Annotated in this window: 26 protein-coding genes, 1 tRNA gene and 1 pseudogene; 9 read left to right on the top strand and 19 right to left on the bottom strand. The window is 58.8% G+C overall.

The window, feature by feature from the left end:
• Positions 1-64 precede the first annotated feature (64 nt).
• Both hemB and N4R57_09115 read left to right on the top strand, forming a co-directional pair.
• The gene (hemB, locus tag N4R57_09120; GenBank protein UYV39140.1) at positions 65-1,060 is read left to right on the top strand and encodes a porphobilinogen synthase; all 996 of its coding nucleotides are present in this window, start codon (positions 65-67) and stop codon (positions 1,058-1,060) included.
• A gap of 184 nt (positions 1,061-1,244) precedes the next feature.
• A complete protein-coding gene (locus N4R57_09115) occupies positions 1,245-1,802 on the top strand; it encodes a YSC84-related protein (GenBank protein ID UYV39139.1) in 558 nt (185 codons plus the stop codon).
• Between the two features lie 306 nt (positions 1,803-2,108).
• On the opposite strand, the gene N4R57_09110 is transcribed toward N4R57_09115, so the two are convergent.
• The gene (locus N4R57_09110) at positions 2,109-2,378 is read right to left on the bottom strand and encodes an usg protein (GenBank protein ID UYV39138.1); all 270 of its coding nucleotides are present in this window, start codon (positions 2,376-2,378) and stop codon (positions 2,109-2,111) included.
• 199 nt (positions 2,379-2,577) lie between these two features.
• On the opposite strand from N4R57_09110, the gene gyrA reads away from it, so the two are divergent.
• From gyrA to N4R57_09095, 3 genes are all read left to right on the top strand, one after another.
• Positions 2,578-5,349 carry a DNA gyrase subunit A gene (gyrA, locus tag N4R57_09105; GenBank protein ID UYV39137.1) on the top strand — a complete coding sequence of 924 codons (2,772 nt, stop codon included), beginning with the start codon at positions 2,578-2,580 and terminating at the stop codon, positions 5,347-5,349.
• Positions 5,346-5,558: a hypothetical protein gene (locus tag N4R57_09100; GenBank protein UYV39136.1), complete on the top strand. Its 213-nt coding sequence runs from the start codon at positions 5,346-5,348 to the stop codon at positions 5,556-5,558. Before gyrA ends, N4R57_09100 begins: the two co-directional genes overlap by 4 nt.
• Positions 5,559-5,925: 367 nt before the next feature.
• Positions 5,926-6,768, top strand: a complete 843-nt coding sequence (locus N4R57_09095) for a LysR family transcriptional regulator (GenBank protein UYV39135.1) — start codon at positions 5,926-5,928, stop codon at positions 6,766-6,768.
• Positions 6,769-6,774: 6 nt separating this feature from the next.
• On the opposite strand, the gene N4R57_09090 is transcribed toward N4R57_09095, so the two are convergent.
• From N4R57_09090 to N4R57_09080, 3 genes are read right to left on the bottom strand one after another with little or no spacing between them, the layout of a single operon-like run.
• Positions 6,775-8,250 carry a carboxypeptidase M32 gene (locus N4R57_09090; GenBank protein UYV39134.1) on the bottom strand — a complete coding sequence of 492 codons (1,476 nt, stop codon included), beginning with the start codon at positions 8,248-8,250 and terminating at the stop codon, positions 6,775-6,777.
• 6 nt (positions 8,251-8,256) lie between these two features.
• Positions 8,257-9,396, bottom strand: a complete 1,140-nt coding sequence (locus N4R57_09085; GenBank protein UYV39133.1) for a COX15/CtaA family protein — start codon at positions 9,394-9,396, stop codon at positions 8,257-8,259.
• A gap of 49 nt (positions 9,397-9,445) precedes the next feature.
• Positions 9,446-10,186 (bottom strand): RNA methyltransferase, encoded by a 741-nt coding sequence (locus N4R57_09080; protein UYV39132.1) that lies wholly within the window; start codon positions 10,184-10,186, stop codon positions 9,446-9,448.
• A gap of 144 nt (positions 10,187-10,330) precedes the next feature.
• Here N4R57_09080 and N4R57_09075 point away from each other — a divergent pair, with 144 nt between their 5' ends.
• Together N4R57_09075 and N4R57_09070 are read left to right on the top strand one after the other, a co-directional pair.
• Positions 10,331-10,657 carry a TfoX/Sxy family protein gene (locus tag N4R57_09075; GenBank protein ID UYV39131.1) on the top strand — a complete coding sequence of 109 codons (327 nt, stop codon included), beginning with the start codon at positions 10,331-10,333 and terminating at the stop codon, positions 10,655-10,657.
• 82 nt (positions 10,658-10,739) lie between these two features.
• The gene (locus tag N4R57_09070) at positions 10,740-11,354 is read left to right on the top strand and encodes a thiamine phosphate synthase (GenBank protein ID UYV39130.1); all 615 of its coding nucleotides are present in this window, start codon (positions 10,740-10,742) and stop codon (positions 11,352-11,354) included.
• Between the two features lie 55 nt (positions 11,355-11,409).
• Here N4R57_09070 and N4R57_09065 read toward each other — a convergent pair whose 3' ends face one another.
• The 3 genes from N4R57_09065 to N4R57_09055 form a co-directional block, all read right to left on the bottom strand.
• A complete protein-coding gene (locus N4R57_09065) occupies positions 11,410-12,207 on the bottom strand; it encodes a 1-acyl-sn-glycerol-3-phosphate acyltransferase (GenBank protein UYV39543.1) in 798 nt (265 codons plus the stop codon).
• A gap of 29 nt (positions 12,208-12,236) precedes the next feature.
• The gene (locus N4R57_09060) at positions 12,237-13,004 is read right to left on the bottom strand and encodes a GNAT family N-acetyltransferase (protein UYV39129.1); all 768 of its coding nucleotides are present in this window, start codon (positions 13,002-13,004) and stop codon (positions 12,237-12,239) included.
• 165 nt (positions 13,005-13,169) lie between these two features.
• A complete protein-coding gene (locus tag N4R57_09055) occupies positions 13,170-13,355 on the bottom strand; it encodes a DUF3553 domain-containing protein (GenBank protein UYV39128.1) in 186 nt (61 codons plus the stop codon).
• Positions 13,356-13,379: 24 nt separating this feature from the next.
• Here N4R57_09055 and N4R57_09050 point away from each other — a divergent pair, with 24 nt between their 5' ends.
• A complete protein-coding gene (locus N4R57_09050) occupies positions 13,380-13,979 on the top strand; it encodes a histidine phosphotransferase family protein (GenBank protein UYV39127.1) in 600 nt (199 codons plus the stop codon).
• A gap of 6 nt (positions 13,980-13,985) precedes the next feature.
• Here the strand turns inward: N4R57_09050 and N4R57_09045 are convergent.
• The 9 genes and pseudogenes from N4R57_09045 to N4R57_09005 form a co-directional block, all read right to left on the bottom strand.
• Positions 13,986-15,250 (bottom strand): annotated as a pseudogene (locus tag N4R57_09045) (glutamate-5-semialdehyde dehydrogenase).
• Between the two features lie 19 nt (positions 15,251-15,269).
• Positions 15,270-16,376, bottom strand: coding sequence for a glutamate 5-kinase (proB, locus tag N4R57_09040; GenBank protein ID UYV39126.1), 1,107 nt, complete (start codon positions 16,374-16,376; stop codon positions 15,270-15,272).
• Positions 16,364-17,401 carry a GTPase ObgE gene (obgE, locus tag N4R57_09035; GenBank protein ID UYV39125.1) on the bottom strand — a complete coding sequence of 346 codons (1,038 nt, stop codon included), beginning with the start codon at positions 17,399-17,401 and terminating at the stop codon, positions 16,364-16,366. Before obgE ends, proB begins: the two co-directional genes overlap by 13 nt.
• Before the next feature lie 66 nt (positions 17,402-17,467).
• Positions 17,468-18,004, bottom strand: coding sequence for a GNAT family N-acetyltransferase (locus tag N4R57_09030; protein UYV39124.1), 537 nt, complete (start codon positions 18,002-18,004; stop codon positions 17,468-17,470).
• Entirely contained in the window at positions 18,001-18,609 is a 609-nt protein-coding gene (locus tag N4R57_09025; protein ID UYV39123.1) for a LysE family translocator, read from the bottom strand. Before N4R57_09025 ends, N4R57_09030 begins: the two co-directional genes overlap by 4 nt.
• Positions 18,610-18,688: 79 nt before the next feature.
• A complete protein-coding gene (rpmA, locus tag N4R57_09020) occupies positions 18,689-18,958 on the bottom strand; it encodes a 50S ribosomal protein L27 (GenBank protein UYV39122.1) in 270 nt (89 codons plus the stop codon).
• Positions 18,959-18,979: 21 nt separating this feature from the next.
• Positions 18,980-19,666 carry a 50S ribosomal protein L21 gene (locus tag N4R57_09015; protein UYV39121.1) on the bottom strand — a complete coding sequence of 229 codons (687 nt, stop codon included), beginning with the start codon at positions 19,664-19,666 and terminating at the stop codon, positions 18,980-18,982.
• Between the two features lie 363 nt (positions 19,667-20,029).
• Positions 20,030-20,641 carry a DUF2059 domain-containing protein gene (locus N4R57_09010; GenBank protein ID UYV39120.1) on the bottom strand — a complete coding sequence of 204 codons (612 nt, stop codon included), beginning with the start codon at positions 20,639-20,641 and terminating at the stop codon, positions 20,030-20,032.
• Positions 20,642-20,843: 202 nt separating this feature from the next.
• Positions 20,844-21,695 carry a DUF2059 domain-containing protein gene (locus tag N4R57_09005; protein ID UYV39119.1) on the bottom strand — a complete coding sequence of 284 codons (852 nt, stop codon included), beginning with the start codon at positions 21,693-21,695 and terminating at the stop codon, positions 20,844-20,846.
• A 146-nt stretch (positions 21,696-21,841) separates the two neighbouring features.
• Between N4R57_09005 and N4R57_09000 the strand changes: the two genes are divergently transcribed.
• Positions 21,842-21,931, top strand: a tRNA-Ser gene (locus tag N4R57_09000).
• 510 nt (positions 21,932-22,441) lie between these two features.
• On the opposite strand, the gene N4R57_08995 is transcribed toward N4R57_09000, so the two are convergent.
• From N4R57_08995 to N4R57_08985, 3 genes are all read right to left on the bottom strand, one after another.
• Complete coding sequence (locus N4R57_08995; GenBank protein ID UYV39118.1) at positions 22,442-23,812, bottom strand: efflux transporter outer membrane subunit; 1,371 nt, start codon at positions 23,810-23,812, stop codon at positions 22,442-22,444.
• Positions 23,813-24,027: 215 nt separating this feature from the next.
• A complete protein-coding gene (locus tag N4R57_08990) occupies positions 24,028-24,522 on the bottom strand; it encodes a hypothetical protein (protein UYV39117.1) in 495 nt (164 codons plus the stop codon).
• Between the two features lie 10 nt (positions 24,523-24,532).
• Positions 24,533-25,252 (bottom strand): response regulator transcription factor, encoded by a 720-nt coding sequence (locus tag N4R57_08985; protein UYV39116.1) that lies wholly within the window; start codon positions 25,250-25,252, stop codon positions 24,533-24,535.
• Positions 25,253-26,199 lie beyond the last annotated feature (947 nt).

Raw genomic sequence — 26,199 nt, 5'->3', positions numbered from 1 at the left:
TACCCTTGAAGATGCGCCCGCCTCATGCCATCCCCTTTAGAACAATTCAAGAAGGAGCGTCGCCATGCGTCCCGTCCAAGCCCCCTTTCCGCTCACCCGCCTGCGGCGCACCCGCAAAAACGCCAATTTGCGCGCCATGGTGGCGGAAACAACGCTCTCGGTCGGTGATCTGATCTGGCCGGTGTTTGTCTGCGAAGGCGAAGGCGTGGAACAGGACGTGGCCTCAATGCCCGGCGTCAAACGCCGCTCGGTCGATCTTGTGGCGCAGGCCGCGGTCGAAGCCGAAGCCCTTGGCATTCCGGCGATCTGCCTCTTTCCCTATACTGATCCCTCGCTCAAAACGCCGGGCTGCGAAGAAGCATGGAACCCCATGAACCTCTCCAACCGGGCGACCCACGCCATCAAACGCGCCGCGCCCTCTATCGCGATCATGTCCGATGTGGCGCTTGACCCCTATAATTCCGACGGCCACGACGGCATCGTGCGCGACGGGATGATCGTCAACGATGAAACCGTTGAATGCTTGGTAAAACAGGCGCTGGCACAGGCCGGTGCCGGGGTCGATATCATCGGCCCGTCGGATATGATGGATGGCCGCATCGGCGCGATCCGCGACGCGCTCGAGGACAAGGGCCATACCAACACGCTGATCCTCAGCTATGCCGCGAAATATGCCTCGGCTTTTTATGGCCCGTTCCGCGATGCGGTTGGCGCCTCTGGTGCGCTCAAAGGCGACAAAACCACTTATCAGATGAACCCCGCCAACACGGATGAGGCGCTGCGCTGTGTCGAACGTGACCTGCGCGAAGGCGCGGATATGGTGATGGTCAAGCCGGGCATGCCCTATCTCGACATCGCGCGCCGGGTCAAAGACTCCTTTGGCGCGCCGACCTTTGCCTATCAGGTGTCGGGCGAATACGCGATGATCATGGCCGCCGCACAAAACGGCTGGATCGACGGCGAACGCGCGATGATGGAAAGCCTGATGTGCTTCAAACGCGCAGGCTGCGATGGTGTGCTGACCTATTTCGCGCCCGATGTAGCCCATGCGCTAAGCTGATCCCGCCGCTCGATCGCAGGCATTTTGAGCCGACGCGCCAGCGCCATAGTTCACCGCCTTTCGCACCTTTTCGCCCAATCCACGCTGGGCTAGTGACAGGCGGCAAAACCCCGCCTATACTGCGCCCAATGACCGGAGAACCGGCACATCAGAGCACACCAAAAACTACAGGCGGAACACTCACATGAAAACGATCACACGGCGCAATTTTGCGCTCTCCACCCTCGCCACCGGCACTTTGGCGGCATGTGGCAATGGCGTCGGCTCCAATGGCGCGGCCAAGGTTGACGCCCGTGTCAACAAAACGCTCGAATATCTCTACAGCAAATACCCCGCGACTCAGGAACTGGCGCAAAAGGCGCACGGCATGCTGGTCATGCCGCTGATCACCGAAGCGGGTTTTGGCTTCGGCGGCGGCTACGGGCGCGGCGCGCTGCGGGTGAATGACGTTACGGTTGATTACTATTCGGCGGCCAAAGGCAGCTTTGGCTTGCAGATCGGTGCACAGCAATACGCGCATGTGCTGTTCTTCATGACCAATGACGCGCTGATGAAATTCCGCCGCTCCCAAGGTTGGGCCGCGGGCGCTGACCTTGAATATGTTGTCAAGGATACGGCGGGCAATATCCGCGCTGAAACCACAACCTCAACCGCGCCGGTCATCGCCGTGATCTTTGGTCAAGCAGGCCTGTTGCTGGGCGCGACCCTTGAGGGCGTGAAATACAGCCGCATCATCCCTTGATGCCTACGGGCGGTTTCTTTCAAAGAAACCGCCAAAAATCCTCCGAGGATTTTTACGTCCCTCCGCTGGCGTCCCGCGCCCAAAATTCCTCCAAGGAATTTTAACCGAATTTTGCGACAAAATTCGCCACCGAAATTCACCACCGACCTTCGCCGCCGAGCTTCACCACCGACCGCTGCATTAACCTAATGCTTCATGAACATATGCCGTTTTCTGATGTCATACGCATAACAGCCGGATGTCAGCCGAAGGTCACCCCCCGGTGAACCGCCACGCACTGCGGCGTTAACCTAACCGTTCGCCCGCTTAGTGAAGCGTAAACTCACCCACCACGTTGCGCCATTCCCCCGGCCCGATCATCTTGCGGTGGGTAAAGCGCACCGAATGCAGCGGCCCCTCGATCTCGCGCTGCCAAAACTCAATAAAATCAAACAGTTTCGGGTGGTCCGGCGCCAAATCATAATGCTGCCAGACAAAGCTGTTCAGCACATGGGTGTAATCGGGCATATGATAATAAAACTCTGCCGTGGTCAGCCCGTATCCCTTCAGCATTAACTCGGTTTCCGACATCTCCATCTGCGTTATCCTTTCTGCTCGTATGATAATGATGCCCAACCCCGATTAATAATCAAATAAAATCAACGTGTTGAAATTCTCCTGTTGCTGAGTTGCCCAAAAAGCAGACTCTGATTGCACCCCATATGCTGGCTCTGTTATAGTTCGTGCAACAAAATATGGGGCCTTTTCGAGCCCCCCAAGCGGACAGGCCATACTCTTGAGCGACACGCCAGAAACCCCTGAAAACAAAGACGAAAACACACCCGAACGCGCGGTGCATGATGGCCCTGTCATCTCGATCACGGACGAGATGAAGTCGAGCTATCTTGACTACGCCATGTCGGTCATCGTTTCGCGTGCCATTCCCGACCTGCGTGACGGCCTCAAACCCGTCCACCGCCGCATTCTCTATGCCATGCATGAGACCAACAACAGCCACGACAAACCCTACCGTAAATCGGCCCGTCCGGTGGGCGATGTCATGGGGAAATACCACCCCCACGGCGACAGCGCGATCTACGACGCGCTGGTCCGTATGGCGCAGGATTTCTCGATGTCCCTGCCGCTGCTCGATGGTCAGGGCAATTTCGGCTCGATGGATGGCGATAACGCCGCCGCCATGCGCTATACCGAAGTGCGCATGGATAAACCCGCCGCCTTTATCCTTGCCGACATCGACAAAGAAACCGTTGATTTCCAAGACAACTACGACGGCAAAGACCGCGAACCTACCGTCCTTCCGGCACGTTTCCCCAACATGCTGGTCAACGGCGCGGGCGGCATCGCGGTCGGCATGGCAACCAACATTCCGCCGCACAATCTGGGCGAAGTGATCGACGCCTGCCTTGCCCTCATTGAAGAGCCGGACCTGACCTCGGAACAGCTGATTGAGTATGTGCCCGGCCCCGATTTTCCCACCGGCGGCATCATGCTGGGCCGCAGCGGCGCGCATAAAGCCTATCTCGAAGGTCGCGGCAGCGTCATCATCCGCGCCCGCACGCGGGTCGAAGAAATTCGTAAGGATCGCTATGCCATTATCCTGGATGAGATCCCCTATCAGGTGAACAAGGCCTCGATGATCGAAAAGATCGCCGAAATGGTGCGTGACAAGAAAATCGAAGGCGTCAGCCACGTTCAGGACGAATCCGACCGCAACGGTGTCCGCGTCGTTGTCGAACTCAAACGCGACGCCACCGCCGAAGTGGTGTTGAACCAGCTGTTCCGCTTCACCCCGATGCAGACCTATTTCGGCTGTAACATGCTGGCGCTGAACGGTGGTCGGCCGGAACAACTTACGCTCCGTAGGTTCCTGACATCGTTCATTGATTTCCGCGAAGACGTGGTCGCCCGCCGTACCGCGTTTGAACTGCGCAAGGCCCGCGAGCGTTCACATATTCTCTGCGGTCTCGCCGTCGCGGTGTCGAATGTGGATGAGGTGGTCGCGACGATCCGCGCCTCTGCCGATGCCGCCGAGGCGCGCGTCAAACTGATGGAGCGACGCTGGCCTGCCGCTGACATCGCGCCCTACATCCGCCTGATCGACGATCCGACCCACAAGATGAACGACGACGGCACCTATAACCTCAGCGAAACACAGGCCCGCGCGATCCTTGAATTGCGCCTGCAACGCCTGACCCAGATCGGTGTCAAAGAGGTTACCGACGAACTTGAAGAACTTGCAGGTAAGATCAAGGAATACCTCGAAATTCTTGGTTCACGCGAACGGATCATGTCGATCATTTCGAACGAGCTTCAGGAGGTCAAAGACCTCTTCGCCGTGCCCCGCCGCACCGAGATCGTCGACTGGTCCGGGGACATGGACGACGAAGACCTGATCGAACGCGAGGATATGGTCGTCACCGTCACCTCCGGCGGCTATATCAAACGCACCGCTCTGGCCGATTTCCGCGCCCAGAAACGCGGCGGCAAGGGCCTCGCTGGCATGGCCACCAAGGAAGAAGACGTGGTCACCACGCTCTTTGTGGCCAACACCCATACGCAGCTTTTGTTCTTCACCACCGATGGCATGGTTTACAAGCTCAAGACTTGGCGCCTGCCGCTTGGTGGCCGCACGTCCAAAGGCAAGGCAATCGTCAATATTCTGCCGATCCCCCAAGGGGTTAGCATCGCCGCAATCATGCCCGTTGACCGGGATGAGGAGGAGTGGGACGATCTGCAAATCGTCTTTGCCACCTCCGCAGGATCGGTGCGCCGCAACCGCCTGTCGGATTTCACCAAGGTCATGCGCAACGGCAAGATCGCGATGAAATTTGAGGATGACAACGCCGGCACCCGTCTGATCAACGCCCGCATCTGTTCCGAAGATGACGATGTGATGCTGGTCACCAATTCGGGCCGCGCCATTCGTTTCCCGACCACCGAAGTGCGCGTCTTTAACAGTCGCAATTCGGTCGGCGTGCGCGGCATCAGATTGCAAGGCGATGACGAGGTCGTCTCGATGTCCGTCATCCGCCACTTCAAGGCCGAAGCCGACGAACGCGCCGCCTATCTCAAGATGCGTCGCGCCATGGCCGGCCTTGCCGATGATGCCGAGGTCGAGGACGAAGAAGCCCCCGCAGGCGAACTTTCCCAAGAGCGCTACGCCGAAATGTCGGCCGCAGAAAACCTATTGCTTACAATCACATCCGGCGGCGCGGGCAAGCTAAGCTCGTCGCATGACTACCCGGTGCGTGGCCGTGGCGGCATGGGGGTTCAGGCGATGGACAAGGCGATGCGCGGCGGTGAAATCGTTGCCTCCTTCCCGGTTGATCTCGACGATCAGATCATGCTCGCCACCTCCAAGGGCCAGTCGATCCGCGTGCCGGTTGAGGGCATCTCCTTCCGTTCGCGCAGCGCCGGTGGCGTCAAGGTGTTCAACACCGGCAAGGGCGAAGAGGTTGTCTCGGTCGCATGGATCGCCGATCAGGGCGAGGAAGACGACACCATTGATGGCGCAGACGGCGGCACAGAGGGCGCGGCAGAAGAGTGAGCTACGACGCGATTCTCACAACGCTTTTTATCGTCCTTATCGCGTTGTTTGCCTATATGATCTTTCGCAGCCGCAACGCCCCGCAGGCAAGCGAGCGGATCGTGCGCTCGAACGAAAAGGTGATTGAGAATCAGACGCGCTTGATCGCTCTTCAGGAACGCAGCAGCGCCGCCATGGAACGCATCGCCGCCGCGCTGGAAAAACGCTGAGCAAGCGTCCGAGGTCTCACGACACGGTGGTTTAACACTTTGGCAATGCTGCTGCGTTAGCCTTCTGGGGCAAGGCAATGCAAACCAGTGTGTGGTAAGAACACCCTCGATCTTGCGCGTTAACGCTCGTCCAATGCCGGTCGGTCACCGATCTGTATGGCCACAAACGATGCGGTGTTCGGGACAACACCCTCTTGTGACAATTCCCGCTTAAGCTGTATCTTGCAAATACTCTTTCATCCTGAAATAGTTTGAACTGGGAAATTCAGCAAACGGGTCGTTACTTGGAACAGGCACATCCGCCTTGCGCTTTCGGCGTTTGGTTTTGGCGTAATCCAAGACAGACCCGGCTTTGGCGGGCACGGAAATGAACATCCGAACTTTTAAAAACTGGGATGATTTGCGCTTTCTGGTCGCGCTTCACCGCACCGGCACCATGGCCGGCGCGGCGCGTTATCTTGGCACCAATACGGCCACCGTCTCGCGGCGGCTCGACCGCCTCTCTGCAACCCTCGGCGGCCCGCTCCTCAACCGCACGCGCGATGGCTGGCAGACCACAGATTTCGCACGCCGTCTGATCGACGTCGCCCTCGGCTTTGACGGGCGCATTCAATCCGAACTCAACGCCGCCACCGAAGGGCTCGACGAAAAGATCCCCGTCAAACTCGGCTGCATGCCGTTCATCAACTCGGCTATGCTGTTGCCATCATTGCAAAAAACGCCCGAAGTCCTCGCCGGGCTCGCCGTTACGTTTAACGACCGGATCACCCCCGGTGCCTTGGGTGAAAACGACCTCGTGGTCAGCTTTACCAAGCCCGAGAGCACCCGTCTTACTGCGCGCAAACTCGGTGAAATGACCTTCAACCTCTACATGCCGCGCGGCGGCACAGCCAACAAAGGCTGGCTCGGCCTCAGCGATATGTATGACACGCACGAATTGATGCGCCGCGCAGACGCCCATTTCAAAACGCGCCCGCGCCACCGCGCCAGCACCTTCGGGTCGCTCTACGGCCTTGCCAAATCCCTGCGCATGCCCGCGCCCTTGCCCGACGCCATGGCAAAAGCCGACGCCGACCTCGTCGCGATCGACACCGAAACCTTCCCGCTCACGCTGGATTGCTGGGTGTTTTTTCACGAAACACACAGCCAGGACATCGCCATTTGTCGCGTCGTCGACTGGATCGAAGAATGCTTCGCCAGCCTCGACTAAACCGCGTTAAAGACCGTAAATTTCACCGAATTTCGCCTCGACATATTCCAGCAACGGCCCCTCGCTTGGCGCCGCGCCACAGGCTTTTTCAATCACCTCGCGCGGCCGGTAAAGCCCGCCATATTGCTGCACATTATCGCGCAACCATGTGGTCGCAGCTTCCAGATCGCCCTTGGCCAGCTGGTCATCCAACCCCGGCACCGCGTCGCGCAACGCGCTGTGCAGACAGCCGGCATAGACGTTGCCCAGCGTATAGGTCGGGAAGTAGCCAAACAGCCCTACGGACCAATGCACATCCTGCAAACATCCGTTCGACGGCTTGTCGACAGCAAAGCCGAAATCCGCCAAAAACCGGTCGTTCCACGCGCTTTCGAGATCACCAACCAGAAGATCACCGGCGATCAGCGCCCGTTCCAGATCGAACCGCAAAAGCACATGCAGGTTGTATTGCACCTCATCCGCTTCGGTTCGGATAAACCCGTTATGAAGCCGGTTCACCGCGCCATAAAACGCCTCTTCATCCGCCACGCCAAAGTCGCCGAAACTGTCTTTCATCTCGCCGAACAACCACCCGGCAAAGGCACGGCTGCGGCCCAGTTGATTCTCGTAAATCCGGCTCTGGCTTTCATGCACCCCCATGGAAACGCCTTGGCCCAGCGGCGTAAACCCATGTTCCTGCGCGATATTTTGCTCGTAGCACCCGTGACCAACCTCATGGATGGTTGAATAGAAACAGTTGAACGGATCATCCTCGGATGTGCGCGTGGTAATGCGCACATCATTGAACGAGCCGGACGAAAACGGATGCACCGCCTTGTCGATCCGCCCGCGGCTCATGTCATAGCCAAAGGTCTTGGCCAATTTCCGGGTCAGCTTCATTTGCGCCTGCTCGTCAAAGCTGCCGGTCACCGGTTCTGGCCCCTTGGCCGCCAGAGCCGCCTCGCGCAGCGCAACCAAACGTGGGCGCAGCGCGCCAAACATCGCGACAAGATCGGCCGCCTTGCCTTCGGGTTCGTAATCATCATGCAGCGCGTCATAAAGATCGCCACCAACCGCCAGCGCCGCCGCCTCTTCCCGCTTGAGCGTTACGATCTCGTCAAGCACCGGCAGAAACGCCGCCACGTCTTCCTCTGCGCGGGCCTCGGCCCATTGCCCCTGCGCCCGGCTGGTTAGCCGCGCCAAAGCCGTGGCCAACTCTTCCGGCACCCGGTTCACCCGTTCAAAGGACCGCGTGATATGGCGGACATTGGCCTGACCGACCTGATCCAGCGTGCTCACGTCGATCGCCGCCAGCCACTCACCGATTTTGGGATCGCAACGCCGTGCATGCAGCACCGCCTGCAATGCCGCGCTCTCCTCGGCCCGCTGCTCCGCTGCGCCGCGCGGCATCACCGTTTCCTGATCCCAGCCCAGCCGCCCGGCGATTTGCCCAAGCGCCCCGGTGCGACGCTCAAACGCCATCAACTCGTCATATGCTGTCATTGCTCGCTATCCTCTGATCGACGTTGCGTGCGGGTATTGTGCCGCGAAACGCGCCCGGATGATCAACACCCAAACCGCAACGGCCCCCAATTGGTGCAGGATCGCAACCTGCCAAGGTGCGCCCATGATGACGGTGTAGATCCCGAGGGCAACTTGCGCCGCCAAAGCAATCGCTGCCGCGCTAAACGCCACTTGCGTCTTGCGGTTGGCACTGCGCCGTCCGCGCAGCCAAACCATGATGGTAAACGCCGCCAAAAGATAGCCCACACAGCGGTGAATAAACTGCACCAGCCCCGGATTCTCAAAGAAGTTGCGCCACATCGGCTCAATCGCAAGCGCGCCCGGCGGAACCAGCTGCCCGCCCATCAACGGCCAATCGGTATAAGAGCGCCCCGCGTCGATCCCCGCGACCAAGGCTCCCAACAGGATTTGCAGAAACGCAAAATGCATCCAGCCCGTGCCCAGAGAAAAGAGCTTGCCCTCACGCAGCCGCCGCGCCTGCATCAAATCGCGCTCGTCGCGCGCCAACATCAAGGCATACCAAGTGATGAACCCAAGGATCACAAACGCCAAACCAAGATGCGTCGCCAACCGATAGCTCGCCACATCCGTCATGCTTCCGGTCAACCCGCTGGCAACCATCCACCAGCCCACAGCCCCCTGCAAGCCGCCAAGCCCGCCGAGCAAGAGCAACCGTCCGGTCCACCCCGGCGGGATCTTTCCGCCCACCCAAAAGATGAAAAACCCGATGGCCCAGACAAGCCCGATAACCCGGCCCAACTGGCGATGTCCCCATTCCCACCAATAGATGGCCTTGAAATCCCCAAGCTCCATCCATTTGTTTTCAATCTGAAATTCCGGGATTTTCTGATACTTGGCAAATTCGGCCTGCCAATCGGCCTCGCTCATCGGTGGCAACGCGCCGGTCACTGGCTTCCACTCGGTGATGCTCAACCCGCTGTCGGTCAGCCGGGTCAAACCGCCCACGGCGATCATCAGCACAACCAGCGCGAACAGCATGAACAGCCAAACCCGGATCGCCCCGCGTGCGCCCTTGCGCCCCCGGTCGATCATGCCGCCGCCCGATGGTTCCGGCGTTTTCGCGCCCTCGCCGACTTCCTCGAAAATGGATCGTTTCTCAGCCATCACTCGCCTCTCGTTGCTGCGCTCAACCTAGGCCGCCGCGCGCCCGCCTTCAACGGGTCTTCCACCGCACCATTTGCCGCATGACCCCATGTAACATCTGCACATCCGTGCGGGTCAATCGCATCCGGCTCCACAGGTTGCGCAGGTTTACCTTCATCCCGTCTGCCTTTTCCGGCGGAAAGAAAAACCCGGCTTCGTCCAGCTGCGCCTCATAATGCTCGGCTAGCTTTTCCATATCGCCGCCCGTCGCCCAATCGCCCTTGCTCGGCTCGTAAACCTCATGCGCAACCTCGCCCTCGGCCCGCATCCACTCATAAGCGGTCAACAGCACACATTGCCCAAGGTTTAACGAGGCAAACCGCGGGTTCACCGGCACCGAAATAATTGCGTTGGCTTTGGCGATATCGTCGTTCTCAAGCCCCGCGCGCTCCGGTCCGAACAACACCGCAACCTTCTCTCCGGCCCTGATCCGCGCGGCCGCATCCGCCATGGCGCGCTCCGGGCTTAGAACCGGCTTGGTCAACTCGCGCGGCCGCGCCGTGGTGGCGTAAACATAGGTGCAATCCGCAACCGCCCCGGCCAGATCGCCATAAAGCCCCGCCTCGTCCAGCAACCGCCCGGCCCCGCTCGCCATCGCCACAGCCCGCTCGCTCGGCCAGCCATCGCGCGGCGCCACAACCCGCATCCGATCCAGACCAAAGTTCCACATCGCTCGCGCCGCCGCGCCGATGTTTTCACCCATCTGTGGCCGCACCAGCACAAACGCCGGCTGAGGGCTGTCACTTGCCATGTCATCACTCCCGAAGGTCCTTCGCGCGCATACGCTACAGCCAGCAGAATTTGAAGCCCCGCCCCCTCTTTCTTGGTAAAAATACCCAAGGCACTCTGGCAAAGTCTGCGCTATGCTCACCGAAACAGAACCCCGGATGCCCCAATGGCCTATGACAACGACCATGCCGCGCTCATGCGCAGAGAGCTTGATGCCCACGCGCCGCGCGAACAGCGCATGTTTGGGGCGCTGTGTTTTATGGTGCGCGGCAATATGGTCTGCGGCGTGCGCGCCTCCGGTGCGATGTTTCGCGTCGGCAAAGCGGCGATGGGCGCGGCTCTGGATCTCGACGGCGTCGGTCACATCATCATGGGTGCGCGCAGCATGAGCGGTTACGTCGGCGCCGACATCGACGCCTTTGAAGATGACACCACCCGCGCCACCCTCCTGCAACTGGCTCTCGATTTCAACGCGACGTTGCCGGCCAAATAACACGATCCGCGAATGCAAACGCTTGCCCCGGCGCAATTTTTTACGCTATAGCAGCGCAAAACCAAAGGATCGAGGACCCCCGATGGACGCGCCAGAGCAGCCCCAGATCTACCTTATTTCTCCGTCCGAGATTGAGCTGAGCCGCTTTCCCACCGATCTCGCCCGTGTGCTTGATGCGGTTGACGTGGCCTGCGTGCGCCTCGCCCTGTCCACCCATGACGAAGACACCCTCTGCCGCGCCGCCGATGCGGTGCGCGAAGTCACCATCGAACGCGATGTGGCGCTGGTGATCGAACGCCACATCCTTCTTGTCGAGCGGCTCGGCCTCGATGGGGTTCACCTTACGGATGGCGCACGTTCGGTGCGCAAAGCCCGCAAAGAACTGGGCAAAGACGCCATTGTCGGCGCCTTTTGTGGTGCCTCGCGCCATGACGGCATGACCGCGGGCGAAGCCGGTGCGGATTACGTCTGCTTCGGCCCGGTTGGCGACACGCCGCTTGGCGATGGCACAATCGCCGAGCATGACCTCTTCACATGGTGGAGCGAAATGATCGAAGTGCCCGTCGTCGCCGAAGGTGCGCTTGATCCAACGCTGGTTGCGGCCCTCGCCCCGGTCACCGATTTCTTCGGCATCGGCGACGAAATCTGGCTCTCCGACGATCCGCTTGCGGCGCTAAAAGCCCTCACCGCGCCCTAGGGTGTGTCGTGCCAACGCAATGTCCGTCTTTACGGCCCGTCTGCACCGCTGCTGCCTACGCGTCCTGAACATCCGCCGGTAAACCGCTGCGCACCGCTTGCTCGCAAGCCGCGGCCAATGCCTTGCGCCCGTCAAACGCATCCACCTTCATCGGCGCGTGATAAATAACCGTGACCGACCCTTGCCGCACCGCCGCCAGCGTTTGCAGCAAATGCGGCCCGAACTCCATGTCGCCCCACCAGCCATAAATCCGCTTATCCGCCCCATCGGGCGCGCGATAGACAAGCGTCACCGGCTGGATATGCAATTCATGATGCAGGTCCGGCGCAAAGAACGCCTGAAACAGCGTTGATTTAAAAGGCAAAATGCGCCGCCCATCGCTCGACGTGCCCTCGGGAAAAAACAACAGCTTATGCCCGGCCAGCAAGCGGTCCTCGAAAATCACCTGCTGCGCCTTGGCCTCGCGACGGTCGCGATTGATAAACACCGTCCCCGTCGCCCGCGCCAGCCAACCAATTCCCGGCCATCCCGCCACTTCGGATTTTGAAACAAAATACACCCGCTTACAGGCGTTCAGAGCGAAAATATCCAGCCATGATGCATGGTTAGAGACCACCGCCCCGCGCTCCTTCATCGGTCTGCCCTGCACCCGATGCCGCATCCCGAGGATGACAAACGCCACCCGGCACACCGCCTGAACCAACCACGGCGTCCACGGTCGGCGCAGACCAAACAAGGGCCGCTCGATCAGCCGGATGAGCAACAGGATCACCAACCCGCCGAACACCACACTCCCAAGGACAAGACCGCGCAGCACGACCAACCCCCACCCCAAGGCCCCGATCCGCACCATTGGAGGCTCGAAATCCGGGTTCCAGGTGCTCACGCGCGCGCCTCGCTGGCGTAAATTCTGCGCCGCTGTGCGTTCATCTTGCCGGTCTCCATGATCAGACAAATATCTGTGGTGTTGAACGCATGATCGACAAACGCCCCCTCGCCCACAACCCCGCCAAGCCGCAAGTAAGCCTTGATCAGCGCAGGCACCTGCAACATCGCCTCGCGCCGGTCCAATGCCTCCTCGGCAATCAGATCCATCGGTTGAAACACATGCGAACGCACCCTGAGCGCCTCGGGGGCAAGGTGGCGGTGATGCAACAGGGACAACGGCTGCGCCAGCGCCTCAACGTCGGTGCCATGAAAGCTCGCCACCCCGAACAGGATGTCGATCTCATGCGCCTCGACATATCCCGCCAACCCGCTCCACAGGTGATACATCGCCGCCCCGCCGCGATACTGCGGCAAAACACAGGACCGGCCCAGCTCAAGCAACCGCCGCCCGCTGGATTTCAGCGGCTCCAACCCGTATTCGCTTTCGCAATAAAATCCACCCGCTTCGGCGGCCTGCCCCGCGCGCATCAGCCGGTACACCCCGACCACATGCTCCAAGGCTTGCGCATCGCGGCTGTGATCAATCAGGATCATATGGTCGTAAAACGGATCGAACCTGTCCGTCTCTAGGCGGCGGTCATGGTCCACCATCGCACCGCCCCCGCCCAATTCGTCAACAAACACGGCATAGCGCAGCCGCTGCGCCGCCAAAAGCTCCGCCTCGGTCTCGGCCAGTTTCACTTCAAATTGCGGCTCGCCCATCTGCTCCGGTCCTGCTGGTCCCGCCCTTTTCGATCCGGCTCACCTGATCCGGCCTCACCAGATCCGGCTTGACCCGATCCGGCGTGGGTTAATCTGCCTTGGGTTGTAAGCGGCCATCCGCTGTGGTGCAAGTTAGGTTAATCTGCGTTAACCTTTTGATAACTTTCATTCGTCATCAAAGACGATATCCAACGCGATCCGCGCGCCGTTAATGACAACCTTGCCTGCCTCGGGGAAATTCACCGTGACCTTGCCACCGATATTCGATTGCACTTCGCCAACGCCCCATTCGGCGCGTGCAGGGTGGCGCACGCGCATGCCCGGTGCCAGTATCGCATTCAATTCACTCATCTTTACCTCACTTCGGAGCGTTTCATGACCAATAGCACACTTTCCCTCGCCACGTTGGTCGGATCTCGCATCTGTCACGATTTGATCAGCCCGGTCGGCGCTATTGGCAATGGCGTCGAACTGATCGCCATGGGCGGGCCGATTGAAACGCCAGAACTTAACCTTATTTCCGAAAGCGTTAACAACGCCTCCTCGCGGATCAAGTTCTTCCGTATCGCCTTTGGCGTCGCCTCACCTGAACAAACGCTGGGGGCGCCCACCGTCGCCGCCATCGTCGCCGATGCCTATAGCGAAGGCCGCCACAAGGCCGAATGGCAAGCCGAGGGTGACATCATCCGCGCCGAGGTGCAGGCCGCGTTCCTGACACTTCTGTGCATCGAAACCGCCCTGCCACGCGGCGGGATGATGACGGTTCAGCGCGAGGGAAACAGCTTCAGCTTCCAAGGCACTGGCGACAGGGTGAACTGTGATCCCGACCTCTGGGGCGCGCTCACCGGCGCCGCCACCCCGGCCGATCTCAAACCCGCGCATGTCCAATATGCGCTCTTGCCCGAGGTCATAAGTGGCCTTGGCCGCGCCCTCGCCTTTGACAGCAGCGACACCACGATCAACGTCACCTTTTAGAAGGGATCAGCCGCGCACCGTTCCGTCGCCCTCAACAAGGTATTTGAAGCTGGTGAGCTGCGCTGCCCCTACCGGACCACGCGCGTGCATCTTGCCCGTGGCAATGCCAATCTCCGCGCCCATGCCAAACTCTCCGCCATCAGCAAACTGGGTCGAGGTATTGCGCATAAGGATCGCCGAATCGAGCCGTTCAAAGAACCGCGCCGCAGTGGCGTCATCCTCGGTCAGGATGCAATCGGTGTGGTTTGAGCCGAAGGCGCGGATATGCGCAATCGCGCCGTCCACGTCCGGCACCACTTTCGCCGCGATATCCATGTCCAGATACTCGCGCCCCCAGTCATCCTCGGTGGCGGGCACAGTGCCCTCAATCGCTTGCAAATGCTCATCTGCATGCACCGTCACACCGGCGTCGATCAACGCGCGGATCACCCCTTGGCCAATTGTGTCGACAAGGCTTTCGTGGATCAGCAAACACTCCGCCGCGCCGCAAATTCCCGTGCGCCGGGTTTTCGCGTTCATCACCACGTTCAACGCTTTCACCGGATCGGCGGCGGCGTCGATATAGATATGCACGATCCCTTCGAGATGGGCAAAAACCGGCACCCGCGCTTCGCGTTGCACCAGCCCGACCAACCCCTTGCCGCCACGCGGCACAATCACATCAATCGTGTCGGTCATGGTCAGCATTTCGCTCACCGCCGCACGGTCGCGCGTCGGCACGCGCATCACCGCATCTTCGGGCAGGCCCGCGGCCTTCAATCCGTCCTGCAAACAGGCATGAATCACCCCTGAGGAATGAAAACTCTCTGACCCGCCGCGCAAAATCACCGCGTTTCCGGCTTTGAGACACAGCGCCCCGGCATCCGCCGTCACATTCGGGCGGCTTTCATAAATCACACCGATCACGCCCAACGGCGTGCGCACCCGGCGGATATGCAGGCCAGACTCCATGTCCCATTCGGTCAGGGTCTCGCCCACCGGATCAGGCTGCGCCGCCACCGCACGAAGGCTCTCGACGATGCCCTTGATACGCTCAGCGTCCAGCATCAGCCGATCCATCATCGCCGGTGACAGCCCCTTGTCGCGCCCGAACTCAAGGTCTTGGCATTGGCCGCGATGATCTCGTCGCGCCGCGCCCAAACCGCATCCGCCGCTGCGTTCAACGCCGCGGCCTTGGCCTCGGCCGGGGCAAATGCCAAATCCGCCGCCGCCCGCTTGGCCCGCTTGCCCAAATCCGCCATCAAAGCGTGAATATCACCGCCGTCTTTCATCTCTCACCCTCCCTTGCGCTCACAGCGCCATATCATCGCGATGGATCAACGCCGCGCGCCCCGGATAGCCCAAAAGCGGCTCAATCCGATCCGATTTCTGGCCCTTGATCGCCTCTGTCTCGATCGAGGAATAACAACTCAGCCCCTGACCGATCTTATGCCCATCGGCTGTCAAAATCGCCACCGGCGCACCGCGATCAAACGCGCCCGTCACCGCTTTCACCCCGGCAGGCAGCAGTGAATTGCCCCGCACCAGCGCCGCCGCCGCTCCGCCATCGACCGTGATCGCGCCCTTGGGCTTCATCGACGCGATCCAGCGTTTGCGCGCCGTATGCGGGTCAAGCTTGGCGGTAAACCACGTCGCATTCGCCCCGCCGTCCAAGGCGCGCAACGGGCGCAGAACCGACCCTTCGGTGATCGCCATGGCACAGCCCGCAGAAATCGCCGTTTGCGCAGCCATAAGCTTGGTCTTCATCCCGCCCTTGGACAGGCCCGAACCCGCATCACCGGCCATCGCCTCGATCTCGGAGGTGATCTCGTCAATCGTGTCATAGCGTTTGGCGTCCGGGTCCGTGCTCGGATTGGCCGAATAAAACCCGTCCACATCCGACAGCAAAACCAGCACATCCGCCCCCACCGTCACCGCCACCTGCGCCGCCAGCCGGTCGTTGTCGCCATAGCGGATCTCGTCGGTGGCCACGGTGTCATTCTCGTTCACAATCGGAACGACGCCCAGCCCGATCAACTGGTCCAGCGTTGCGCGGGAATTGAGGTAACGCCGCCGGTCCGTGCTGTCCTCTAACGTGACCAGAACCTGCGCCGTGGTGATCCCATGCGGCTGCAACGCCTCTTCATAGGCCCGCGCCAGCCGGATCTGACCCACGGCCGCCGCCGCCTGGCTTTGCTCCAGCGCCAGCTCGTTCGCGGTTAAGCCCAACACCCCACGCCCAAGCGCGATCGAGCCGGAGGACACCAGCACAACATCCTTGCCTTGTGATTTCAGCCACGCCACATCTTCGGCCAAACCGCTTAGCCAAGCTGACTTCAACCCGCCGCCATCGCGATCCACCAAAAGCGCCGAGCCGATCTTGATAACCAGCCGCTTTGCCTGGCTCAGGGACGCCACGGGTCCGCCTCCTCGCCCGCGGACTTGATGCGCAAGCGGTCGTCCTCGATCTCGCCGCGCACCGCGCGCAGCACATCAATCAGCCCCTCGCGCGACACGCCGGACATCATCATGACAGGCGCGCCCGTTTCGGCTTCAAGCGCCGCCTTGGCCTCGGCACGCTCCTCGTCATCCAAGGCATCGATCTTGTTCAGAGCGGTCACCCGCGGCTTTTCCGCCAACGCCCCGCCATAAGCTTCCAGCTCGCCAATAATGGTGCGGTAATCCTCGGCCACTGTCTCGGATGTGCCATCCACCAGATGCAACAACACCGAACACCGCTCCACATGGCCAAGAAAGCGGTCCCCAATGCCCCGCCCCTCATGCGCGCCCTCAATCAGGCCCGGAATATCCGCCATGACGAACTCGGCATTGTCCACGCCCACAACCCCCAGATTGGGGTGCAGCGTGGTAAACGGGTAATCCGCAATCTTGGGCCGCGCATTCGAAGTCGCCGCCAGAAACGTCGATTTCCCGGCGTTGGGCAGGCCCAGCAAACCGGCATCCGCAATCAGCTTGAGACGCAGCCAGATGGTGCGTTCAACACCCTCCTGTCCGGAATTGGCCCGGCGCGGTGCTTGGTTGGTCGAGGTCTTAAAATGCAGGTTCCCAAACCCGCCATTGCCCCCCTTGGCCAGCAAAACACGTTCGCCCACCTCGGTGATATCCGCGATGACGGTCTCTTCATCTTCATCCAGAATTTCGGTGCCCACAGGGACGCGCAGGATAATATCGTCGCCATCCTTGCCGGTGCGCTGACGGCCCATGCCGCCCTGCCCGTTCTTGGCAAAGAAATGCTGCTGATAGCGAAAGTCGATCAGCGTGTTCAGCCCTTCGACCGCCACGGCCCAGACATCACCGCCCCGGCCACCATCGCCGCCATCCGGCCCGCCGTATTCGATATACTTCTCGCGCCGGAAGCTGATACAGCCGTTCCCGCCCGAACCGGACCGAAGATAAACCTTCGCAAGATCAAGAAATTTCATGTCTGTCCTCTTAGGTCCGCTCTGGGCGCTGCGCAAGCATAGGCTGGGCAATCTGCCCCCTGATGCTCAACATTTCAATGAATAGGTCCACGTTGCGACATTCGCCCCCCGCGCAACCGAAAACGTCTCGGCATCGCCAAGGTATTCGAACCCCTGTTTGGTCAGCACCCGCGCCGACGCGGGATTGTCCTGAAACACGCTGGCAAAAATCGTCTCACAACCCAGCGGATTGGCCCGCAACAACGCCGCCACCGCCTCTTGCGCCAGCCCGGTGTTCCAAAACGCCGGCGCCACCCAATAGCCGATCTCGGCCTGTGCCCGGTCCATCCGTGTCAGGCTGATCAATCCCATCAACTCCGGCCCCTCGGCCTTGACGGCATCCATCGCCCAAACATCCTCAACCCGGTCCTGCGTCTGTGCCCGGCGCACGAAATCCTCGGTCGTTCCCGGCGGCAAGGGGTGCGGAATAGACGTCGTATTCCGCGCCACCCGCTCATCTCCGGCATAAAGCTCAATCAAAGCGGAATCCGACACCCGCAGAGGGCGCAAATCAAACCGCTCGGTTTCGATAACTTGCTGATTTATAACTTTTTCTAACATCATAGCGCTTTTTCTCCTCCAAAAAGCACGAACATTACCGAGGCCACAGTCAAAATTGCGAGGCCCCACATCAGGTATTTCTCCGCCGCTGTTCCCGCAACAAGATGCGCAATCCGGTCGCCTCCAAACGTCCAGATCGGGTGCAGCACCAACTGTAGGCTCAACAAACAGATGGCAATCGTCGCCGTCGCCTGCAAGGTCGGCGTGTCCGGCGTCACGAAACTGGTGAATCCGGTCACAATCATCGCCCAGGCCTTGGGGTTTAGCGGATGTACGATCAGCCCGGCCAAGAACCCCGGCGCCTGCGCCGCCTCTCCGCCCGGGCTCAAGCGCAGGTTTGCAACTTTCCACGCCAACCATGTGATATAGGCCACGCTGGCCCATTTCAGCACTTCAAACAGCCACGGCGCACTGGCCGCCAACCCCATCAAGCCGAACCCGATCGGCCAGATGATCAACTGCTTGCCCAGAGCAACCCCCGCCACAAACGGCAGAGCCGCACGAAACCCAAACCGAGCCCCCGTTGCCATCAACGCCATGTTCGCCGGGCCGGGCGTTCCGACCTGACTGGCCCCAAAAGCCAGAAACCCAAGCGTTGCAACAGGCATAATAAGCCCTTCCCAGAAACGAGAAAAGGGACCGGCGGTATCGCCGATCCCCCTAATTTTAAAAACCTTAAGGTTCGGCTTACTCTGCGGCCTCCGCCGTCGGGAGTACCGAAATAAAGGTGCGGCCTTTGAGGCCCTTGTGGAACTTCACATTGCCGTCAACAGTTGCAAAGATCGTGTGATCCTTGCCCATGCCCACGCCTTCGCCCGGCCAGCACTTGGTGCCGCGCTGGCGGATGATGATGTTCCCGGGGATGACAACTTCGCCACCGTATTTCTTTACACCAAGCCGGCGACCAGCAGAGTCGCGGCCGTTGCGGGATGAACCGCCTGCTTTTTTATGTGCCATATCGCTCTCTCCTTATCCGTCTTACTTGGTCAGCTCTTTGGCCTGATCAACCCAGCCTTCGCGCTCGATGCGCCCTTTAAAGCTGAGTTTCTCATCCATAGCAGCAATATCATCTGCATTCCATGCCGCAATCTGAGCAAAGGTGGTGACACCATTCTCATGCAGCTTCTTCTCAAGCGCCGGACCAACACCCGACAGTTGCTTGAGATCATCCGCACCCGCGTCTGCGGCGGCGGCTTTCTTCGGAGCAGCTTTCTTTTCCTCGGCCTTCTTCTCGGCTTTGGGCTCGGCTTTCTTGGCCGCTTTGGCAGGCTTCTTCGCCTCTGTCGCGGCAACCGCCACAGCAGCAACCGACCCTGCGCCAACGGCGGCTTTTACGCCGGACTTGTCTGCGCCCGCTTCAAGGATCTCGGTGATCTTGAGAAGCGTAAGCTGCTGACGGTGCCCCTTGGTGCGCTTCGAGCTGTGCTTCCGGCGGCGTTTAACAAAGTGAATCACCTTGTCGCCTTTGATCTGATCGACCACTTCGGCCTGCACGGCCGCGCCTTCAACAAGCGGAGCACCAACGACAACCTTGTCGCCACCCAGCATCAGCACGTCGTTGAATTGAACTTTTTCACCTGCGTCGGCAGCCAGCTTTTCAACCCGGAGCGTGTCGCCCGATTGAACTTTATACTGTTTGCCGCCGGTTTTCATAACCGCGAACATACGCGTCTTCCTTTTTGCTTCCGCGTTCTTCGGCCCCCTTGCGGGTGTTCCACGGGGTTTATCCCCACCTCGAACAGCGCGCCCATTCGAGCGTCATTTCAAAACCAAAACAGGCCACGGGATCGCCCCATGACCGGTTCGCGCTTATCTTCAATCCCACCGCCCAAGTCAAGTGCCCCGCCCAGCTTTTTCACCACCAATACAAAACCCCAAAACCGCACCCCACCCCTTCGCCCGCTCCACACCCGTCACCAACCCTTCATCTGACTGAAAATATCCCGGGGGGTGCGGGGGGCTGGCCCCCGCTTCTACTGCGGTCCGGGGAACTGCCCCCCGCCTTTGCTACGGTGCAGGGCGCGCGCCTTAAAGATCCTCGCCCTTCATCTGTGCCGCGACGGCAAGCCCAAGCGCATAGCTCAAATCGCCATACATCGCGTCAAACCCGGCAAACAACGCCCGGTTCAACGCCTTGCCCTCGGGGGTTTTCGACAGCGCAACATAAGAGGCCACCTCCGCATCCGTCAGCGGCCCATAGGCCATCAGCAGATAGGACAACAACCACTCCTCGGTGTCGTTCCTTATCTCCGCTTCCTGCCCCCAAACCTCGCTCAACATGTCGTCTTCGCTCATATCAACCGCGCCGCCCTCGGCCAGCCCGCGATAAAACCTCAGGTTCGCCGTAAGCGCCCCGGCGACGTTGAACTCAACCAGCCCGTTGGCCTCAACATAAGCGCGCAACAGCTTGAGCCGCCCGTCCAGCGTCTCTCCCGCCTCGCGAAAGGCCGCCCGCGCCGCCTCCTCGGCGGCCTCATCCAAAAACGCCCGCCGCGCGGCGATTTCCTGCGCCACGATCCGCTTTCCCGTCGGCCCGGTGAAGAACGCCAGCAGCGGCGCCAGATGCTCCGGCGCAATCTCAGCATCCAATCCCTTTTGAACCGACGCCGCCATCTTCTCGGCATCATAAATCCGCGCCACCACACCGGCCCAGGACGCCCCCCGCCATCCGGCAGGAAATCAGCCCCGATCGTCTCGCCGTAACTGCGCCCCTCTTCGCGCATCAGTTCAAGCAATTGCGGCACCCCGAGTGCGCGGTTCAATGCCTCCCGCTCGGCCTGCTCATCGGCCACCGCCCCCACGACCAGCCCAAGCCAAAGCAGAACCGCCCAGAAAACCCGCATCACAGCTCTTCTCCCTGATCGAGCCCAACCATCTTCGCCGCCAAAGCTTCAAACCGGTTGGCCATAATCTCCCACTGGATCGCATTCATCAGGTCGTAAACCTCCACCATGCGCTTATCTTCCAACGCATCGGCATAGGCGGTGATCTCCGCATCGCTAGAATCCTTATAGGTATAGGCCGCCCCGGACAGCGCCGATTTCTCCATGCTCTGGCGCAGATCGGCCTCATTCTCGCGCAGCCGCGCCCGCAACCCCTTTTCGTCGATCTTCAGGCGCAAAACCCCGGCCTCATTCGCCGCCATGATAAAGCGCACCTGAATTTCCTGAACCGCCCGCACGCCATGCCCGCCACTGTCGATCGCGGCGTTCATCCGCTTGATCTCGGCCAGCCGGTGCGGGTTGTTGCGCGTCATCTCTTCGACCAGCAGATCACCGGCCTTGCGCTTGGCCTCCTCGTCCTCAACCAGATGGCTGGCATTCTCGACCTCAACCAACCGCATCCCCAAGGGCGAGGCATAGAAATCCGCCGCATGGGTCAACAAGTCATCGCTCAACGTCTTTTCCAACAGGTCCAGCGCCATGGCGTGCATCTTGGTCTTGTCGAACACCTCCTTGGTGATCCGGGTCCAATGAAAGCCGAAATCGCTCGCCTCCATGCCCAGCATCAACGGCGCGCTCTCTGCCGACAGCGCGATTGATTCCAGCGCCACATCAAACCCCGTGACCTGCAAAAACGCCTTGAGCCGGTCACGCTCCGCCGCCGCCGCCCCTTGCGTCAGCACGCCCAGCATGCCCATCACAAGGACAGCTGCCAAAACGCTCCGCCAAACCGCCTGATATGCCCGCGCCATCCCGCTCTCCTTACCGCTTCGCCCTGCACTTGGCCCAAACCTAAGCCTTTTGCGGGGACAAACAATCCGCAACCGGCCAAAACTGCTCAAAACCCCTCTTGCACGCTGCGCCAAAGCCGATTAAACGCACCAAACCAGACCCCCGCGGAGAGGTGCCGGAGTGGTCGAACGGGGCGGTCTCGAAAACCGTTGATCCTTCACGGGATCCCAGGGTTCGAATCCCTGTCTCTCCGCCACTAATATGATTAATATAATCGTTTTTACTGACAAAGACGTATGGTTCTGGGCGATTACCCCACTTGATATCCCCCAGTAAACGTATTCAGGCGCAACTCAATTATTTCGTCGGATGGGAACCAGCGGTAGGACACGTTATCATCATAGTTAGATCTAGGGTCAGTTAGAATCCATGTCATAAGGCGGTAAGCTATTGGCCAAATAATGCCGCTCCAGTTTATCTCGCAAGGGCTTGGTTAGTCGTCGACGAGTTCTACCAGTCCATTTAAGAAACATCCCCCCCCCCGGCAAAGCTGGCAGTCCCACGTGGCGACACCAGCCCGCCATGTTAAGAATAGCTGGAAACTCTAGCGTGGGGTGGCCGAAGGTCAGGTATCAGAGCAGCAGCCCAAAATGTAATAGGCTGGTGTTTAGGAAACTAGGGCACCTATTAAGTAGACCAGATTCAGCTTTCTGTAGAAGAACAACTAATTTACTTAGGGTTTGTGTCTGCGGTAGGACGGGCGTAGTCAGTGCGTTTCTGGCACCAGAGGCAGGCTGCTGCCTGCGCCTGTGGCGATTTGGAGCGCAACGTAGTAAGAGGCAAGCTGGCGGCGGTTCTGTGTCAGAGCCAACTGCGCATCAATGGATTCCCGCTGCAACGCCAAAAATTCGATAACTGTAAGCTCACCGACCTCAAATAGCCTACGGGCCAACGAGACGGCATTTTTGTTAAGCGAACGCGCGCGCAACGCAGCCGAGTGAGCGTGTTTGCTGTTTGAAAGCGCGACCAGCAGTGTCTCGACTTCTTCTACTGCCAAAAGCACGCGTTGACGCCATTCAAGCTGTGCCGTCTGAGCCTTAAGCTCGTGCGCGGCGACATTAGCCTTTCGCCCGCCTTGATCGAACACCGGAATATTGAGACCGACAGCACCGAGGCCACCGGAATTCGGCGATAGATCGTTTCTTACAGATATCGTTCCGGATAGGGTGAGGCTTGGGTACCGCAAGCTTTCGGCGGCACCAATTTCCGCCACGGTAGCACGGTAATTACGTTCGGCCTGCCTGATGTCGGGACGGTTAACAATTAGGTCAGCCGGCACACCTACGTTGACTTCATGTGCCGGGAGGGGCTGCTTACCATTATATCCTAGATCGAGTTTTGAGAAATGGGCCGGATATCCAAGAAGCGTAGAGATTCTGTTTTTCTGGCGAACGATCTCTGTCAGAAGGTTGCGGATGGCCACTTCCGTTTGCGCGATTTCAGCCCGGACTTGGGTAACGTCCAACTTTGTTGCCTGGCCGGAATTCTCCAACGTACGGATATCGCGCAACGTTCGCGCCCACGTTCGTCTCTCCCGTTGCTTTAGCACCAATTGTTCTTGAACAAAACGAAGATCGACATAGGCCGTTGTGAGATTGGACAGCAAGATCAAATTCGCATTGTCACGTTGCGCACGTGCGGCTTCCACGCGGGCTTGCGCAGCTTTGCTGCGATACCTTTGCGCGCCGAACAGCGTTGCGAAGGGGGTCAAAGACGCGAGCACACGGTCACCGCCAAGATCATCCGAACCGATCTGCGCTTCAACACGGCCGTTTACATCAGCCATGGGAACCGCGGCTAGCGCAAGCGCCTCAGCTTCCTCAACCCTGCGTCGCGCCTGATTGAGCTCTACGTTATCCCTTAGCGCACGCACGATTAATGCATCAAGAACCGGGTCGTTGAATGCTTTCCACCAATTGGCGCGCGCATCGGTTTTCGAGGCATCTACGCCAAGCGGCGAATAACTCGCCGGTAAGTTCATGGTCGGCGCCTCATACTCCGGCCCAACAGAACACCCGCTTATCGCCATTAGCGACACCGAGAGCTTCAAAACGAGAAGTCTATGCTTTAACCCCATACCACGGCACTCCTTCGCCGGATTAACCGGCCATTTCCCCAAGTGCGATGGCAGAAAGGGCGCCAAATGTGGCATTTTCTGGGCAGAGTTCGCTTCAGAATAGTGGCCGTTGCATAAATGTATCTAGGTAGATCCGCGAATGTGCAAAGAATGGCATTTTGAAAAAATTAGTAAAATTAGTGCTTTAGATAAAGTTCTAGAGTGGAAACCCAAAATCAGACGCGGTCTTCCACATGGCAGAATTGAGGTCCCTCCAATTGTGCAATGCAACGATCTATTTTTGAAGACTCCTGTTGGGTAACTTGTTCTTTCTTGCCCATACGGATTTCTTCCTTGCGGTCCTGTATTCGCATCAAAATTGTCTCCACGTCGCCGCTCTCGGGATCGAAAGAGTAAATGCAGTGATTGTATTTGTTACGCAAAGCGCCAAGTTTCGAGAGTGTCGTTGTCAGCTTGAGAATTTCAGTGCGCTGCTCCTTCGGCGCGCGTGGCAACTTGGCAAGCCGCTCAACGAGGTCGACGCGCGCCCGTGTCGTGTTGAGCGTCAGAAAAATGACGACAGCTGTTTCCTTGTCGACACGGGAAAGCCCAGCAATAAGGTGGATTAGCAAGCTTTCGGTGTTGGTCCAGGCATAATTCAAACGTCCAACACGGTAGATGAGGTCTTGCAAGCCCTTATCAGCAGGTGGTTTTCCCGGGGTTTTGCGCATCGGGCCCACGCTATTTCTCCAATAGGCTCATGTATTTGGTTGCAGCCTCCGTCCTGTTGCGAACGCCAAGTTTCGCGATGACATGGTGCATATGCAGTTTGATTGTATGTTCCGAGATCCCAAGCGATGACGCGGCTTGCTTGTTTTGCATTCCCCCTGCGACAAGTTTCATGACTTCTGCTTCGCGCCGCGTAAGTGCACCAGCACAGCCGCTTGTTGCCGCAGGCTCCGTTTGGTCAGTATCGCTCCCTTCGGACGGCGCCGCGCCTTGTTCGTTTGGTTGAATGAGTTCTGGCGGAAGATATGTCCCCCCGTGAGCCATCAACCGGATAACAGAGAGTACGACCTCAATACTTTGGTTCATCGAAACGAATCCACGTAAGTATTGCAGTTGCTGAACTTGCTCCATGAGATTTAGAGCCTGGCACTTTTCGAAATAGGAAACGGCCAATCCCGGCGCCCAAGACCGATTGGTTTGTTGGGTAAAGGTATTGTGAAATTGGCGGCATTGATCAAAGTGTAAATTGCAATGGTCCGCATCCACGACCAATAGGCATGTCGTGCAAAGCGCATGATCGACGGAGTTCAGAAACTTCTCGATTGAGTTGAAACGGAGCGCTTGAAACTCAGTCATCTCATGCGCGATGTTTCTAAGTAGAATGTTAGAGAAATGGATTTTTGGTCCGACGAATCCGATTATCGGAGCATCTTCTGACTGGCGCTCGGACAAATATGAGTCCGTATCGACCGCCGTCGGATCGGTTGACGCGTGTAACATTCCCCCCTAAAAAAATTTAGATAGTCAAATCGTTATCCATCCTAAAAATTACGGTTTCGGCGCTAAGTAACAAGAATTAGTAACGGCAAGAACTACGCCATTACGTGGTTTCAATAATTCATCAACCAAAGCTCTTATCGATCGACAATTTCGATCGCAAATTCGACCTACGCAGCAAGCTTTGGTCGAGGCACCCACCGCAAACTCCAATCACCGGCAAGACAGGATGAGGGTAATCAGACCTTATGGACCGGTCAATACATCGATTGATCAGCAAACTACCCATAAGTGCTAGGCCACCAGACCAGCGAAATCGCTCTTCCGGACTGGCTTAACCAAAAGACTAATGCAGTGCTAACCCTGCTTGACATTTCTGTAATAATTTACGGCAAGCCGCACGTTAATTTTCCCAGAGCGGCTGCAGATTTCGCATTAACGAATTGTTAATATAGATTTTTTCACTTCATGGCTCCTGACTCTTCCGATCTATATCCTATCTCCAGCTATCTTTTGAACCGCGCGGAAGCGATGATGCTCGAGCCGCATAAAATTTGCGGAAAAGGCGTTTTTTTAGAACCATATTTTGCGAGAATCCGAGAGAAAGCGAGCTGTTTTTCTCTTCGATGTGCGGAACAAATAATTTTAAGGGAGGAGGTGAAGCGAAGAAATGTTACGTCCGTTTCACGTTAAGGGCGTGCCGTTCTTACTCAGCACAACTTAAGCGAAACACAACGAATCAACTGAAAACCAGGCTCGGCAATGATCACGTTAGATAGATTGGTGATCCGGCGAGCTGTGAACAGGAGAACCAGAAAATGTCTGGACACAGAAACAATCTTTTTGCTCTTCAAGGGCAACTTCAGGGTCAAGGCCAGCTTCAAGGACAGGGCCAAGGCCAG

It is taken from the genome of Rhodobacteraceae bacterium D3-12, assembly GCA_025916135.1.
GTDB lineage: Bacteria > Pseudomonadota > Alphaproteobacteria > Rhodobacterales > Rhodobacteraceae > JAKGBX01.
This window is presented reverse-complemented; position numbering and strand designations above follow the sequence as displayed.